Below are 14,997 nucleotides of genomic sequence, written 5' to 3' on the forward strand. Positions count from 1 at the left end.
GATCCCAGCAGGTCTAGGCGGGCTGCCCGTCCGCGGGGGTGGAGACCAGCGTGCCGATCCTCTCACCGCGCACCGCACGCGCGATGTTGCCCTCGGTGAGCAGATTGAACACGATGATCGGCATCTTGTTGTCCATGCAGAGGCTGAACGCCGTGGCGTCGGCGACCTTCAGGCCGCGTTCGAGTACCTCGCGGTGGCTGATCCGGTGGAACATCTCCGCGTCCGGATCGGTCTTCGGGTCCGCGGTGTAGACGCCGTCCACCGCCTTGGCCATCAGCACGGCCTCGCACCCGAGTTCGAGCGACCGCTGTGCGGCGGCGGTGTCGGTGGAGAAGTACGGCATGCCGACGCCTGCTCCGAAGATCACCACGCGGCCCTTCTCCAGGTGCCGCTCCGCGCGGCGCGGGATGTAGGGCTCGGCGACCTGACCCATCGTGATCGCGGTCTGCACCCGCGTCGGCAGGCCCTCCTTCTCCAGGAAGTCCTGCAGGGCCAGGCAGTTCATCACGGTGCCCAGCATCGCCATGTAGTCGGCGCGGTCGCGGTCCATCCCGCGCTGCGACAGCTCGGCACCGCGGAAATAGTTGCCGCCGCCGATCACCACCGCGATCTGCACCCCGGTGCGCGCGACGTCCGCGATCTGCTGCGCCACCGAGTGCACCACGTCCGGATCCACTCCGACGGCACCACCGCCGAACATCTCCCCGCCCAGCTTCAGCAGCACCCGGCGGTACCCGCCCTCCACGCGCTCACCCATCTCTGTCGCCTCCTGCCCCTCGGTAGACCGCACTGTGCCCCGTCCCCGGATCGCGGAGACGGGGCACAGTGCCAGAACCTAGTCCCAGTGCCGCGTTCAGGCCTGGCCGACCTCGAACCGGGCGAACCGGGTCAGGGTCACGCCGACCTCGTCCAGCAGCGCCTTGACAGTCTTTTTGTTGTCCTTGACCGAGGGCTGCTCGAGCAGCACGTTGTCCTTGTAGAACGCGGTGACCTTGCCCTCGATGATCTTCGGCAGCGCCTGCTCGGGCTTGCCCTCCTCGCGGGCGGTCTGCTCGGCGATGCGGCGCTCGTTCTCGACCAGCTCGGCGGGCACCTCCTCGCGGGACAGGTACTTCGCCCGCAGTGCGGCGACCTGCATCGCGGCCGCGCGGGCGGCCTCGGCGTCGTCCCCGGTGAACTCGACGAGCACACCCACCGCGGGCGGCAGGTCCGAACCACGGCGGTGCAGGTAGCTGGTGGTCTGGCCGCCGAACGCGACGACCCGGCGCAGCTCCAGCTTCTCCCCGATCCGGGCGGACAGCTCCTGCACGACCTCGTTGACCGGCTTGCCGTCGAGGTCCGCGGCCTTCAGCGCCTCGACGTCGCTGGACCCCAGGTCCTTGGCGACCGCGACGATCCGGGCCGCGAGCTGCTGGAAGTCGTCGTTCTTGGCGACGAAGTCGGTCTCCGAGTCCAGCTCGATCAGCACACCGCCGTCGCCGGCGACGAGGCCCTCGGCGGTGGTCCGCTCCGCGCGCTTGCCGACGTCCTTGGCACCCTTGATGCGCAGGAACTCGACAGCCTTCTCGAAGTCGCCGTCGTTCTCCTCGAGGGCCTTCTTGCAGTCCATCATGCCGGCGCCGGTCATCTCGCGCAGGCGCTTCACGTCAGCGGCGGTGTAGTTCGCCATCGTGTTGAATCCGTCCGTTTCAGGTACGTGTGCGTCTTCCGGCTGCGCCCGGACGGCCGCGAGGGGCCGTCCGGGCGCAGTTCGATCAGGAGTTGGCCGGAGCCTGCTCGCCGGCCGCGTCCGCGGTCGCCGCCGCGGTCTCGGTCGCGGCGGCCGCCTCGGCGGTGGCGGTCTCGGCGGTGGCGGTCTCGGTCGCGGCAGCCGCCTCGGCGGTGGCGGTCTCCGAACCGGCGAGGAGGTCCTTCTCCCACTCGGTCAGCGGCTCGTCCGCGGCACCCGGCTCCGGCTTGGTGTCCACGGCGGCACCGTTGCGGCTGGAGCGGGACATCAGCCCGGCCGCGGCGGCCTCGGCGACCACCTTGGTGAGCAGCGCGGCCGAGCGGATCGCGTCGTCGTTGCCCGGGATCGGGTAGTCGACCTCGTCCGGGTCGCAGTTCGTGTCGAGAATCGCCACGACCGGGATGTTGAGCTTGCGCGCCTCGCCGACGGCGATGTGCTCCTTCTTCGTGTCGACGATCCACACCGCGGACGGCACCTTGGCCATGTCGCGGATACCGCCGAGGGTCTTCTCGAGCTTGTCCTTCTCGCGGGTCAGCGTGAGGATCTCGCGCTTGGTGAGGCCGGTGAAACCACCGGTCTGCTCCTGCGCCTCGAGCTCCTTCAGGCGGAGCAGGCGCTTGTGCACGGTCTGGAAGTTGGTCAGCATGCCGCCGAGCCAGCGCTGGTTCACGTAGGGCATGCCCACCCGCGCGGCCTCGTTGGCGATCGCTTCCTGCGCCTGCTTCTTGGTACCGACGAACATGATCGTGCCACCGTGCGCGACGGTTTCCTTGATGAACTCGAAGGCACGGTCGATGTAGGTCAGCGTCTGCTGCAGGTCGATGATGTAGATGCCGTTGCGCTCGGTGAAGATGTAGCGCTTCATCTTCGGGTTCCACCGACGGGTCTGGTGCCCGAAGTGCACGCCGCTGTCGAGCAGCTGCTTCATGGTGACGACGGCCATTGCCGGAATCACACCTTCTCTGTACTCGCGCGCGCCCGCGGCGGTTCCGCCACGGATGCGCTGTCCGGTTCGTCGCTCGCGGCCGGGTGACCGCTCGCCCTGGTGCCGTGCCGGAACCCGGACCCGGCGGGATTCGGTGAGAATCCCCCGGGACCGCCGGGCACCGCGCGCTTCTCCGTCCGGCCCCCGCTTCGGAAAAGCGGACCGTCCGGGAACGCACACACGTGCACGCGAAGTCAGCCCACCGAGTGGACTGCGGAACCGATTCTACCCCCTGCCACCAGCCCCGCTCCCACCGGCGGCACCGGATCGCCCCACGGTTGTCCACAACTCGGCCCACCTGTGGACAACCCCCTCGCTACCGGCGGGTAACGACAGCCCCATCCCCGACCATGGACCCGTGACCAGACCACGGCTCCTGCCCCCGCCACCACCGGCTGTCCACCGGCTCACGCCGGCCAGCCCACTCCGGCCGGACCCCGAACAGCGACCGACCGCCGCGCACCCGGCTGCCGGGGAATTCCGCCCCGGCCCGAGACCGCACCCGATTCCGGCGAGCATGCATCTCCCGCCATCCCCCGGACCCGACGCGGGCCTCGCACGCCCGCTGGACGGACAACGCCTGCCAGACCTCGATCTTTCGCGGCGCGACGATCCCGCGCCCGAAGCTGCACCTCGCACCACCACCGGCCGCCCACCGAACGCAGGATCCTCACCGATCATCGGAGCGACTCCCGAAACCCCCTCGGATCCGACGCGAACAACCGGTCTCCTCCGCCGCACGCCTCCCGACGACAAAACATCACTCCGCGACCCCGCACCACACGGCACGGCAGCTCAACGGAAGATGCACCTCGCACCCCCTGCCACCGAAATGGCCCGACCACCCGAACATCCCGTCGCGCTGGCCACCGCTGCCTTGGCAAGACGGCACTCGCGCCCGACCGCACCCCGCACAGTCCTGCTCCGCTCAACAAATCACGCGCACTTCGGCATCGCATTACTCACGGAACCCGGCTCACCGACGGCGACCTTCGCCTGGTCCAGACCGCCCAGTCGCCGCGGCCGTCACCGACGCCGCCCCCATCGGCCACGCCAATTCCGCTTGCTGCTCCTGTTACGCGGTTATCTGGCCATCACCACCCGAACCCTCACCCGCTCGGCCACCGCCTCGTTCCACCTCGCCACCAAATGGTTTTCCCTTGCCCGCCAAGGAATCCACCGACACGAACCACCCACCGGAACGATCGAAGCACGAAGCACAATCCCCCACCGCCCCGACTGGGCTCAGCCGCCATTGCAACTGGCCGGTGGCGCCGTATCCGCCTACGACCCGCGCAAGCGCACCTTGCACACCTGGCTGATCATGACGAGCGCCGCTGCCCTGATCGTCTGGTCCGCTTTCATCGCGAGTACGCGCGCAAACGCCGCCGAACCGTCCGAGCCCCAAGCCAGTACGCCCGCTGCCTCGACCCAAGCCGGAAGGTTCGCCTGGCCGCTGACCCCACACCCGAAGGTGACGAGGAACTTCGAGCCGCCGGAAACACCATTCGGACCGGGACACCGCGGCGTCGACCTGGAAGCCGCACCGGAGCAGCAAGTGCTGGCCGCGGAAATGGGCGTGGTGGTGTTCGCCGGTCAAGTCGCTGGCCATGGCGTCGTCGCGCTGGACCACGACGGCGGCCTCCACACGACTTACCTGCCCGTCACGCCTTCGGTCACCACCGGCGAACAGATCTACCGCAGCCAGCCCATCGGCACGGTCGCCCCCGGACACCCCGGCTGCCCCGTCGCGGCCTGCCTGCATTGGGGCGCACGCCGCGGCACCGAATACCTCGACCCGCTATCCCTGCTCGGCTCCCCCGGACGAGTACGCCTCAAACCCTGGGCTGAAGGCCCCTGAGCCAACGCTCACGCTCTCCCCTTGCCCACAACAGAAATACCCGAAGGAAGGAAACCCAATCAGGTGATATCTGGCTTCAATTCGAGCCGGTGGCTGGTTCGAACCCGGCACACCCGAAGCAGGTTCGCCTCACGAACACCCGCCCCGCGACCAACCAGCCCCCACGACCGCACTCGGGCGAGCCCGGACATGACCAAGGCCGGCGGACCGCGTCCAGCCGGTGGCGGAGCCAAGCCGGGCACGGTCGCTCGGCGGCGCGGTGGTCAACCGCTGGGCTGTTCCATCAGCTTGGCGCGCAGCCGCATCACGGCACGTGTGTGCAGTTGGCTCACCCGTGATTCCGTGACGCCCAGGACCTTGCCGATCTCGGCAAGGGTGAGGCTCTCGAAGTAGTAGAGGCTCACCACGATCTTGTCCCGGTCGGTGAGCTGGGCGATCGCCTCGGCCAGCTGGCGCCGGTTGTCCTGGTCGACGAGGACGGCGACCGGGTCGACAGCGTCGTCGTCGGGCAGGGTGTCGACCAGGGAGCCGGCGTCCTTGCCTGCCGCGACGAGGTCTTCGAGTGCCACAACGCTGGTGAGCCGCAGCTGGCCGTAGAAGTCGCGCAGATCGTCGAGGCCGATGCCCATTTCGCCGGCGAGTTCGGCGTCGGTCGGGGTGCGGTGCAGGCGGGCGCCGAGGCGTTCCAGGGCGCGCGCGGTCTCCTTCGCCTTGCTCCGCACGGCGCGCGGAACCCAGTCCTGGGAACGCAGGTCGTCCAGAATGGCACCGCGGATGCGCTGCATCGCGTACGTCTCGAACCGCAGTCCGCGTTCCGGATCGAACTTCTCGATGGCGTCGACCAGCCCGAAGATGCCGGATTGCACGAGGTCACCCACGTCGACATGAGTGGGCAGGCCGGTGCCGACCCGGCCCGCGACGTACTTCACCAGCGGCGCGTAGTGCAGGACCAGCCGGTCACGTGAGGCCTGGTCGGGCTGACCGGCGAACTGCTGCCACAGCGCCTGTATCCCCGCATCGACGTCATGGCCCGGACGCTCGTCCTCGTCAACGGCGTCCGGTGCCCCGGCGGCTTCCACCCCGGTCTCGCTGACCTGCGGTGTAGCGGTCATTGCACCGTCGTTCTCGGCATGTGGCTCAGTATGGTCTCCGTGCTCGTGCGGATGCGCGTGCGCCGCCGGTGCGGCCCCGGCTCTCCCGGCCGAGCAACCGCCGGCCTCGTCAGGCCCGGGGGTGTGCTCGGTCATGGATCGCCTTCAGCCGATCAACGGTGACGTGAGTGTAGAGCTGGGTCGTGGCAAGCGTAGCGTGACCGAGCAGTTCCTGAACGCTTCTGAGGTCGGCACCTCCCTCGAGCAAATGCGTCGCGGCCGAATGGCGTAGCCCGTGCGGGCCCATATCGAGGGCGCCGGGTACCGCGGCCACCGCCTCGTGCACGACCTGGCGGGCTGCTCGCGGGTCGAGCCGCTTGCCGCGGACGCCCAGGAACAGCGCCGGTCCCGAGCGTTCGCCGATGAGTTCCGGCCGACCTTCCTCGAGCCACTCGGACAACGCCGCGGCCGCCGGCACCCCGAACGGGACCGTGCGCTCCTTGTCGCCCTTGCCCACGACAGTGACCACCCGGCGTGAGAAATCCACCGCACCGACGTCCAGCCCGCACAGCTCGGACACCCGAATACCGGTCGCATACAGCACCTCGATCAGCGCACGATCACGCAGCGCTACCGGATTCCGGTCAGCCGCTCCGCTCGCGGAGGCGGTCATCAGGGCGTCGGCCTGATCGGCGCGCAACACCCCCGGCAGCGTCCGGTGCGCGCGGGGCGCGGCCAGTCGCCCGCCCGGGTCCGACTGCAGGAAACCAGTCCGGTGCGCCCAAGCCGTGAATGTGCGCGCGGCCGCGGCCCGGCGAGCCAAGGTGGTGCGGCCCACGCCTGCAGTGCGTTGCCCGGCAAGCCACGCGCGCAGCTGCGTGATGTCGAGGTCGCGAAGGCTCCGAGCAGGCGCCTCACCCTCCGCCGCGGTCAGGAACGCCAGCAGGGAAACGACGTCGCCGACGTACGCGCGGACCGTATGCGGCGACAGCCCGCGCTCCAGCGACAGATGCCGTTCGTAGTCGGCGACCGCGCCATGGGTGGCTTCCGGCAGAGCATCGCGAAGAGCTCGAAGATCGGGGCGGGGCGGGCGTTTTCGGTGCCCCCCGGGACGCGCAGTTGCACCGGTGCGCGTGGTCGCTGACGACATGACGATTACGCTGCGCGAACCATCGCCGTTGGTCAAGGATCGCCACGCCGATCATCGGGCAGCCGTTCGGACTATTCGCCGCCACCCGCTGTCGCCACGTACTGCGAAACCGTCGATTTCCAGCTCCGGCAGTAAGGCGCGCACCCTCGTGACCGGCACTCCAGCACCTTCAGCGATCTGTTCCGGAGAACGGCCCGCGCGCGGCACCAGCGCTTCGTAGACCCGCAACGCCTCGGGAGCAAGGTTGTCCGTGGGACGGCGAGGTGCGTCCGGCTTGGCTTCCTCAGCGCCAAACCGGCCAACCGTCTCCATGACTTCATCGACTGTGGTCACGAGCGTGGCTTTGCAATCCCTGATGAGCGCGTGGCAGCCCGCGGAGCTGGCGGAGTGCACTGGTCCAGGGACTGCCATCACCACTTTGCCGAGCGCGCCCGCCGTGGTGGCGGTGTTGCGCGCGCCGCTCCGTACGCCTGCTTCGACAACCACCGTGCCGTCGGTGAGGCCAGCGATGAGGCGGTTGCGTACGAGGAAACGATGTCGAGCAGGTGGCGTGCCTGGCGCGTACTCGCTGACGACCGCGCCCCCGTGGCCAACGATGCGTTTCAGCAGTTCTACGTGACCGGCCGGATAGATGACGTCGACAGCACAGCCGAGCACCGCAACGGTGACTCCTTCAGCTCCCAACGCTCCGCGATGTGCAGCGGCATCGATCCCCATCGCGGCGCCGGAGAACACCGGTATTTGGCGGGCAGCCAATGCGTACGCGAGTTCGAAGGAGTTTTCCAGTCCGTAGTCCGTGGCCAGTCTGGCCCCGACGATGGCTACCGCGCGGTCGGCTGCCTCCGCGAGGTTGGCGCTGCCGCGAACCCAAAGGCCCAGTGGCGCGGCGACGTTCTGCACACCGCGCCCGGTCGCGACCGCCAAGGAGAGCAGGGGCCAAGCCGGCCACTCGTGGTCCTCCGGGGTCACCAGCCGGGCGCCGGCTTTTTCGGCGAGTTCGAGGTCTTGTTCTGCGATCACGGAGACCCGCCTCGCCGCGGTCTCCTTGCGGACCGGCTCAGGACAATCGCCGGTACGAACCCGCTCCGCTGCGTCGATCGGTCCTTGCTCGCCTACGAACGCAAGCAGTGCAGGAGCCGGCGGCTCCGCGACACGTAACAGGTACGCGCGAGCCAGGCGTTCGACTTCGGTGGCCGAGGTCTGGTCGGGAAGGGCGGTCACATCGCACCTCTTCGCGCGCTGTCCTCGACGACGGTGAAGGGCCGGGGCGGGGTGAGCTGATCCCGGACCCAGGCGGGGTCCTGTTCCGGATGAGGTTCCTGATCCGGAACGAGCTTGAGCGGCCGGCCCGCGGTGGGCAGTTCGTCGGCCAGCAAGTGCGGGCGGCGATGACGGCGCCGGAGTGCGGTGGATGGGTGTGGGAGGTCGGAGTTGCGAGGTTGGCTGGGATCCGGAGATTCGTGGAGGGGCTCGGGCCCTCGGAGATGGGTCGGGTCGGTGGGGATGGATTGCTGGGGGCGGCTGGGCGAGGTGAGTCGGCGCGCGGAGTCGGAGTGCGAGGCTGGACTTGGGTCAAGGTCCGGGTCGGAGTCGCTGGCAGCGGCGAGGGGGCGGGCCGGGCCGGGGCCTGCGGTCGGATCGATGCGGTAGCGCGAGTCGGATTCGGGGCGGGCGCGGCAATCGTGAGCTGTGGTGGGTTTGAGCGCGGAAGCGGGCTTTCGCCGTTGGGGCGGTCCAGGGACAGCGGAGCAATTGGCCGGGTCGGTCATGGGGGTTCCTTGTTCGTGGATTCGCGAATTCGTGGTTGCGGCGCGCGGGGTTGGTTTCGGTTAGTTGGCCAGCTCGGGTGCGGGAGGCCGAGGACGCAGAGGTAGGTCGCATGGCGGTGGGACGGATCGGTCGGCTGTGGACGGATGGTGCGGGGAAGGCCCCGGGCGAGGAAGCCGACTCTGTCTAAAGCTGGGTGGCTCAGGTGGCTCAGGTGGCTCAGGTGGCTCAGGTGGCTCAGGTGGCTCAGGTGGCTCAGGTGGCTCAGGTGGCTCAGGTGGCTCAGGAGAGTCGAACTCGGTCCCCGAGGGGGCGGCTCCGGGCCTGGCGGACGGTTCTTGGGCTTGACAGGGCGGTCTTGGCTCGGCAGGGCGGCTCCTTGGTCAGCGTGACCTTGGCTCGACGGAGCGGCTCCGAGCCTGGCGAGCTGCTCTTGACCTGGCAGGACGGTCTCGGCCCGCAGGACCGTTCTCGGCCCGGTGGGGCGATTCCTGACTCGGAATGGGGTGGCTTTGGCTCGGCGGGGCAGCTCCGAGACCGGCGGGCTGCCTGGCTTGACGGGGGAGATCTCGGCTGAGCGGGACCGCTTGGGCCGGTGGGGCGATCTCGGCTCGGGTGGGGCGGCTCCTTCTGGTCTGGTGGGGCAGTGGATCTACGGTGCGATTCCTGTCTCTAGGGAGTCGTTCTTGGCCCGGCGGGCAACTCCCGACTCGGACAGGGCGGCCCTGGCCCGGCAGGGCAACTCCCGACTCGGACGGGGTGGCCTTGGTCTGGAGGAGCGACTTCCGGCTCGACTGGGGGTAGGTCCGGGCGTGGGCAGAGTGGGCTGTGGGGTATCGGTCAGGCGGTGATTCGTTCGCGGAAGTTGAGGGCGGCGGCGACTTGTTCGCCGGCGGGGGTGGGGAGGCCTGCCAGGTCGGTGAGGGTCCAGGCGATGCGGAGGCATCGGTCGGCGCCGCGAGCGGTGAGGAGGCCTTTGTTCAGTGCTTTGTCGAGTACGACGGTGGTGCTTGCGGGGAGCGGGAAGTCTCGGCGCAGGATCGGGCCGGGGACATCCGAGTTGATGCGCCAGCCGTGGGATCGCCAGCGGTGGCGGGCGCGGTCGCGGGCGGCCAGTACGCGGTCTCGGACCGTCGCGGAGGGTTCGGGGGGTGTCGTGTGGTGGGCGGAGATCGCGGTCAGGGAGTGGAGGCGGACGCGGAGGTCGACGCGGTCCAGGAGCGGGCCGGAGAGCCTGGCCAGGTAGCGGCGGCGAGTGGGGACGGAGCAGGTGCAGTCGATCTCCCGTGGCGGAGCGCAGGGGCACGGGTTCGTGGCCATGATCAGCTGGAACCGGGCCGGGTAGCGGACCACACCTTTCGCGCGGGCGATGCGGACCTCGCCTTCTTCCAGGATGGTGCGCAGGGAGTCGAGTTTCTGGTTTCCGTACTCGCAAGCCTCATCGAGGAACAGGACCCCGCGGTGGGCCCGGCTGATCGCGCCGGGGGCGGCGAGGCCGGTGCCGCCGCCGATCAGGGCGGAGGTGGTGATCGAGTGGTGGGGGGCGACGAACGGCGGCACGGTGACCAGGGGCGAGGACTTCGACAACGCTCCCTCGACCGAATGAATCGCGGTGACCTGCAGCGCATCCTCTGGCGACAGCTCCGGGAGCAGACCGGGAAGCCGCTGCGCCAGAAGGGTTTTCCCGACGCCGGGTGGGCCTGACAGCAGCAGGTGGTGACCGCCCGCAGCGGCGACTTCCAAGGCCCAGCGGGCTTCCGGCTGGCCGACGACATCCGCGAGGTCCGGTATCGGGGCGGGTTCGGCGGTGGACGGGGGCGGCGCCTCGGCAAGCTCGCCTTCGTCCTTCAGCCAGGCGACCAGGTCGGTCAGCCGGGAGACGCCGGAGATCTCGAGCCCGTCGACGAGAGCGGCTTCGGGCAGGCACTCCGTGGGGACGATGGCGCGTTCGTGACCGGCGGCGCGGGCGGCGAGCAGTCCGGGCAGCACCCCGCGGACCGGGCGGGTCCGGCCGTCGAGCGCGAGTTCGCCGAGCAGGATGGTGCGGAACAGCTTGGTCGCGGGCACCGCGCCGGTCGCGGCGAGGACGGCGGCTGCGATGCCCAGGTCATAACCGGAACCCATCTTCGGCAGGTTCGCCGGGGACAAGGCCAGGGTGATCTTGCCGTCCGGCCACGGCTGGCCGGAGTTCCGCACGGCCGAGCGCACGCGGTCCTTCGCCTCACGCAGCCCGGCGTCGGGCAGCCCGACCAGGGTGACCCGGCTCAGGCCGCCCCCGAGATCGGCCTCGATCTCGACGACCCGGCCCTCGATGCCGAACAACGCGACGGACCACGATTTCGCGTGGGGCATCAGAACGCCCCGGCCAGATGGCGGACGACCGGTTGCACACCGGCCCGGGCGAAGACGGTGACGACGTCGTAGCGGGTCCGGCACCAGCCGACGCGGTGCTCCCGCAGCCAGCGCAAGGCCGCGCGGTGGACACGCTCGGCTTTCTCCGGGGTGACGGATTCGCCCGGCGTGCCGTGGCTGTCTCCGGAGCGGGTCTTCACCTCGCAGAACACGACGCAGTCACGGCCGCGGTTGCGTTCGGACAGGACGAGGTCGAGCTCGCCTTCGCGGCAGTGCCAGTTGCGGCTGAGCAGGATCATGCCCGCGTTCTGCAGGTGCCGAAGCGCCAGGTCCTCACCCCAGCGCCCGAAAGTCCGGCGCCAGAGCGCGCCGGGGTCCGGATCGTCGTTCATCGGTCCCCCTCGACGGATAGTGCACCGCGATCACGGTGCGTGGTCTCTCCACCATCGCAGCGTGACGAAGAGTGCCGCCAGGCCATTCCGCCTTACCTGTGGACAACTGGGGGGTTGTGGATGGCTGAAAGCGATCAGCGACGAAGACGACGAAGGCCACGCGCTCGCCGGTATCGGGTGCGCGTGGCCGTCGAAATCAAGGTGTCAGCCCGAGAACGGGCCGTCCTCGGGAAGCCGGAGGTCGGGTTTGTCCAGCTCCTCCACGTTGACGTCCTTGAACGTGATGACCCGGACGTGCTTGACGAACCGGGCCGGGCGGTACATGTCCCAGACCCAGGCGTCCGACATGCGGACTTCGAAGTACACCTCGCCCCCGCCGTCGCGGACCTGCACGTCCACCGCGTTGGCCAGGTAGAACCGCCGCTCGGTCTCCACCACGTACGAGAACTGGCCGACTATGTCGCGGTACTCGCGGTACAGCGAGAGCTCCATCTCGGTCTCGTACTTCTCGAGATCCTCTGCGCTCATGAAATCCGCGCCCCTCCTCGCGTTCGTCCTGCTCCGGCGGCGGAGCGTTCATTCTTACCCACCGAGCGGACCGTGGCACGGACCGGCCCGCCCGGTTTCTCCAAGGAGTTCTCCAGTGCAGCGTAAGTGAGGACGACCGGATGCGGCGGGGTGAGCCCGTGCGCAAGGGCCGAGGTGGCCACATTGGTATAGGACCAGCGGTGCACCCGGCTCGGGCCGTGCTCGCGCAGCGCGGCCAGATGATCCGAGGTGCTGTACCCCTTGTGCACGTTGAAACCGTAGTCCGGCAGCTCGTCGTGCAGACCGGTCATGATGCGGTCGCGGGTCACCTTCGCCAGTACCGAGGCCGCCGCGATCGCCGCGACGCTGCGGTCGCCCTTGATCACCGCGGCGTTCGGGGCCGGGATGCCGGGCACCGGGAAACCGTCGGTGAGCACGTACCCGGGATGGCTGTGCAGGGCTGCGACGGCCCGGCGCATGCCTTCCAGATTCATCACCCGGATACCGAGCAGATCCACCTGTTCGGTGGGAATGACGATGACCGCGTAGTCGAGCGCCCGCTGCAGCACGCGGTCGTAGACCCGGTCCCGGGCCTTCGCGGTGAGCATCTTCGAATCGGTGAGCTCCGGTAGCCGCGCCCCGTCACCGGGCCGCAGTACGCACGACGCCACCACCAGCGGACCGGCGCACGCTCCGGCGCCCGCCTCGTCCACTCCGGCGACCGGGCCGAGGCCGCGCCGGTCCAGCGCGCTTTGCAGGCCCCAGAACAACTCGCCGCGCACCACGGCCCGCGGTGGACGCAGCGGCTCGGCCGACATGCGGGGAAGGGTCACAACGGCACCACCGGACTGTCGCGCAGGCACTTACCGTCTCCGGCCAGCCGCCTTGCGGAGGCCCGACTTCAGGCGCCGGCCGAGGAACAGCGTGGGCACCGCCGCGGCGAAGCCGACGCCGAGCGGCAGGCCCTGCTGCCACGCTGGGGCGCTCAGCGCCACCGGCTGGGCGTTCTCCTGCGGATTCGGCGCCGAGATGACGTTCCAGCGGCTCGGCGGGAGCACGATGAGCCGGGCCTTGCCGATCACGTCGTCGACCGGCACCGCGCCGTTGGCTCCGCCCCCACCCTGGTACCGGGAGTCCTCGGAGTTGTTGCGGTTGTCGCCCATCACCCAGAGCGAACCCTGCGGAACCTTCACCGGGGCGAACGGCTCCTGCACGCGGTGGTTGGAGTCTTCCCAGTGGATGTAGGGCTCGTCGAGTGCCTTGCCGTCCACGATCACCCGGTTCCGGGCATCGCAGCACTGGACGGTCTGGCCGCCGGTCGCGATCACCCGCTTGACGAAGTCCCGCTCGTCCGGCGGGGCGAACCCGACCAGTGAGCCGAGGCCGCGCAGCGCGCGCACCACGATGTTGCTCGACTCCTGCGGCGCGATCTCGTTCTCGGTCCACGCGGGCGGGCCCTTGAACACGATCACGTCACCCGGGGAGGGGTCGGTGAAGTCGTAGGTCACCCGGTCGACCAGGATCCGGTCGCCGGTGCAGCCGGGGCAGCCGTGCAGGGTGGACTCCATGGATCCCGAGGGGATCATGTAGACCTTCGCGAGGAACGCCTGGATCAGGATCGTGAGCACCAGGGCGATCGCGATCAGGATCGGCAGTTCCTTCCAGAACGACCGCTTCTTCTTCGGGGATTTGCCCCGCCGATGCGAGCCCGCACGCCCGGAGGATTGCTCCTGCTCCTCTTCCGGGCGGTCGGGTTCGCCTTCAGCGGCGTTCTGCGACACGGGTTCGACCACGGCGCCAGGCTACCGGTAACCGGATCGGCACTCAGCGCGCAGCGGTGGTCTCGCGGTTTTCGCGGCGCTCCTTGATCTTCGCCTTCTTGCCGCGCAGCTCGCGCAGGTAGTACAGCTTCGCCCGGCGCACGTCGCCGCGCTTGAAGACCTCGACCTGGGCGAGGTTCGGCGAGTGCACCGGGAAGGTGCGCTCGACGCCGACGCCGAAGGAGACCTTGCGGACGGTGAAGGTCTCCCGGATGCCGCCGCCCTGACGGCGGATCACGACGCCCTGGAAGACCTGGTTGCGCTCGCGGTTGCCCTCGATGACGCGGACGTGGACCTTGAGCGTGTCGCCCGGGCGGAAGTCCGGGATGTCGGAACGCAGTGACTGCGCGTCCAGCGCGTCCAGGGTGTTCATCGGTGGTCCGTCCTCGTATTCGTCTGGCTTACGTACAGCTTTGGGCGCGCAGTGGGGCCCACTGCGACTAGCCCGGGGCTGATGGCATTCCGGCCGACGTCGCGGCTCCGCATCCGGAGATCCGGCGGCGAAGGAGGCTGCGCGTCACGCCAACCGGTCCATTATGGCAAACCTGCCGAGTCCGGTTCGCACGGGGGCTGGCCGGGCTCCCCGCCGAGCCGGTCGAGCACCTCGTGATCGCGGCGGTCCAGGCTGCCTTCGGGCAGCCGCGCCAGCAGATCCGGGCGGCGGGCGGCAGTGCGCGCGAGCGCCTGGTCCCGGCGCCAGCGGTCGATCACCGCGTGGTTGCCCGAGCGCAGCACGTCCGGCACCGCCAGTTCGCGCCACACCTCCGGGCGAGTGTAGCTGGGGCCTTCGAGCAGGCCGTCGGAGAACGAGTCCTCGGCCGCCGACCGCGCGTTGCCGAGTACTCCGGGCAGCAGCCGGACCACCGCTTCGACCATGACCAGCACCGCGGCCTCGCCGCCGACCAGCACATAGTCACCGATGGACACCTCGTCGACCGGCATCCGGCGCGCCGCGTCGTCCACCACGCGCTGATCGATGCCCTCGTAACGGCCGCAGGCGAACACCAGGTGCTCTTCCGCGGCGTACGCGTGCGCCATCTCCTGCGTGAACGGCCGACCGGCCGGCGTGGGCACGACGAGACGCGTCGCAGTGGTGCACACCTCGTCCAGCGCCGGACCCCAGATCTCCGGCTTCATGACCATGCCGGGGCCGCCGCCGTACGGGGCGTCGTCGACCGCGCGGTGCACGTCGTGCGTCCAGTCGCGCAGGTCGTGCACACCGACTTCGATGAGGCCGCGGTCGATCGCCCGGCCCAGCAGCGCGGCACGCAGCGGGTCGAGGTATTCGGGAAAGATCGTGACGACGTCGATGCGCACCGCTT

At 69.6% G+C, this 14,997-nt stretch carries 14 protein-coding genes; 1 reads left to right on the forward strand and 13 read right to left on the reverse strand.

What is annotated here, in order from left to right:
* Positions 1 to 13: 13 nt before the first annotated feature.
* The 3 genes from pyrH to rpsB form a co-directional block, all read right to left on the reverse strand.
* The gene (gene pyrH / locus ATK36_RS08115) at positions 14 to 757 is read right to left on the reverse strand and encodes a UMP kinase (RefSeq protein ID WP_098510706.1); all 744 of its coding nucleotides are present in this window, start codon (positions 755 to 757) and stop codon (positions 14 to 16) included.
* A 96-nt stretch (positions 758 to 853) separates the two neighbouring features.
* The gene (gene tsf / locus ATK36_RS08120) at positions 854 to 1,669 is read right to left on the reverse strand and encodes a translation elongation factor Ts (protein WP_098510707.1); all 816 of its coding nucleotides are present in this window, start codon (positions 1,667 to 1,669) and stop codon (positions 854 to 856) included.
* 85 nt (positions 1,670 to 1,754) lie between these two features.
* Positions 1,755 to 2,672, reverse strand: coding sequence for a 30S ribosomal protein S2 (rpsB, locus tag ATK36_RS08125; RefSeq protein ID WP_098510708.1), 918 nt, complete (start codon positions 2,670 to 2,672; stop codon positions 1,755 to 1,757).
* A 1,105-nt stretch (positions 2,673 to 3,777) separates the two neighbouring features.
* Here rpsB and ATK36_RS08130 point away from each other — a divergent pair.
* Positions 3,778 to 4,575, forward strand: a complete 798-nt coding sequence (locus ATK36_RS08130) for a murein hydrolase activator EnvC family protein (protein WP_386999163.1) — start codon at positions 3,778 to 3,780, stop codon at positions 4,573 to 4,575.
* Between the two features lie 263 nt (positions 4,576 to 4,838).
* Here ATK36_RS08130 and ATK36_RS08135 read toward each other — a convergent pair whose 3' ends face one another.
* From ATK36_RS08135 to trmD, 10 genes are all read right to left on the reverse strand, one after another.
* Positions 4,839 to 5,687, reverse strand: coding sequence for a FliA/WhiG family RNA polymerase sigma factor (locus ATK36_RS08135; protein ID WP_386999166.1), 849 nt, complete (start codon positions 5,685 to 5,687; stop codon positions 4,839 to 4,841).
* Between the two features lie 109 nt (positions 5,688 to 5,796).
* Positions 5,797 to 6,816, reverse strand: coding sequence for a tyrosine recombinase XerC (locus ATK36_RS08140; protein ID WP_098510710.1), 1,020 nt, complete (start codon positions 6,814 to 6,816; stop codon positions 5,797 to 5,799).
* 51 nt (positions 6,817 to 6,867) lie between these two features.
* On the reverse strand, positions 6,868 to 8,037 hold the full coding sequence (gene dprA, locus ATK36_RS08145; protein WP_098510711.1) for a DNA-processing protein DprA: 1,170 nt from the start codon (positions 8,035 to 8,037) through the stop codon (positions 6,868 to 6,870).
* A gap of 1,386 nt (positions 8,038 to 9,423) precedes the next feature.
* A complete protein-coding gene (locus tag ATK36_RS08155) occupies positions 9,424 to 10,935 on the reverse strand; it encodes a YifB family Mg chelatase-like AAA ATPase (protein WP_098510713.1) in 1,512 nt (503 codons plus the stop codon).
* Positions 10,935 to 11,327: a YraN family protein gene (locus ATK36_RS08160; protein WP_098510714.1), complete on the reverse strand. Its 393-nt coding sequence runs from the start codon at positions 11,325 to 11,327 to the stop codon at positions 10,935 to 10,937. The genes ATK36_RS08155 and ATK36_RS08160 overlap by 1 nt, the downstream gene beginning before the upstream one ends.
* A gap of 204 nt (positions 11,328 to 11,531) precedes the next feature.
* Positions 11,532 to 11,855: a DUF2469 domain-containing protein gene (locus ATK36_RS08165; RefSeq protein ID WP_003096226.1), complete on the reverse strand. Its 324-nt coding sequence runs from the start codon at positions 11,853 to 11,855 to the stop codon at positions 11,532 to 11,534.
* Positions 11,852 to 12,640, reverse strand: coding sequence for a ribonuclease HII (locus tag ATK36_RS08170; protein ID WP_098514721.1), 789 nt, complete (start codon positions 12,638 to 12,640; stop codon positions 11,852 to 11,854). Before ATK36_RS08170 ends, ATK36_RS08165 begins: the two co-directional genes overlap by 4 nt.
* A gap of 78 nt (positions 12,641 to 12,718) precedes the next feature.
* The gene (lepB, locus tag ATK36_RS08175; protein WP_098510715.1) at positions 12,719 to 13,648 is read right to left on the reverse strand and encodes a signal peptidase I; all 930 of its coding nucleotides are present in this window, start codon (positions 13,646 to 13,648) and stop codon (positions 12,719 to 12,721) included.
* Between the two features lie 31 nt (positions 13,649 to 13,679).
* Entirely contained in the window at positions 13,680 to 14,048 is a 369-nt protein-coding gene (rplS, locus tag ATK36_RS08180; protein WP_098510716.1) for a 50S ribosomal protein L19, read from the reverse strand.
* Positions 14,049 to 14,209: 161 nt separating this feature from the next.
* Positions 14,210 to 14,992 carry a tRNA (guanosine(37)-N1)-methyltransferase TrmD gene (trmD, locus tag ATK36_RS08185; RefSeq protein WP_098510717.1) on the reverse strand — a complete coding sequence of 261 codons (783 nt, stop codon included), beginning with the start codon at positions 14,990 to 14,992 and terminating at the stop codon, positions 14,210 to 14,212.
* Positions 14,993 to 14,997: the final 5 nt, after the last annotated feature.

It is taken from the genome of Amycolatopsis sulphurea (genome assembly GCF_002564045.1).
Classification (GTDB): Bacteria; Actinomycetota; Actinomycetes; order Mycobacteriales; family Pseudonocardiaceae; genus Amycolatopsis; species Amycolatopsis sulphurea.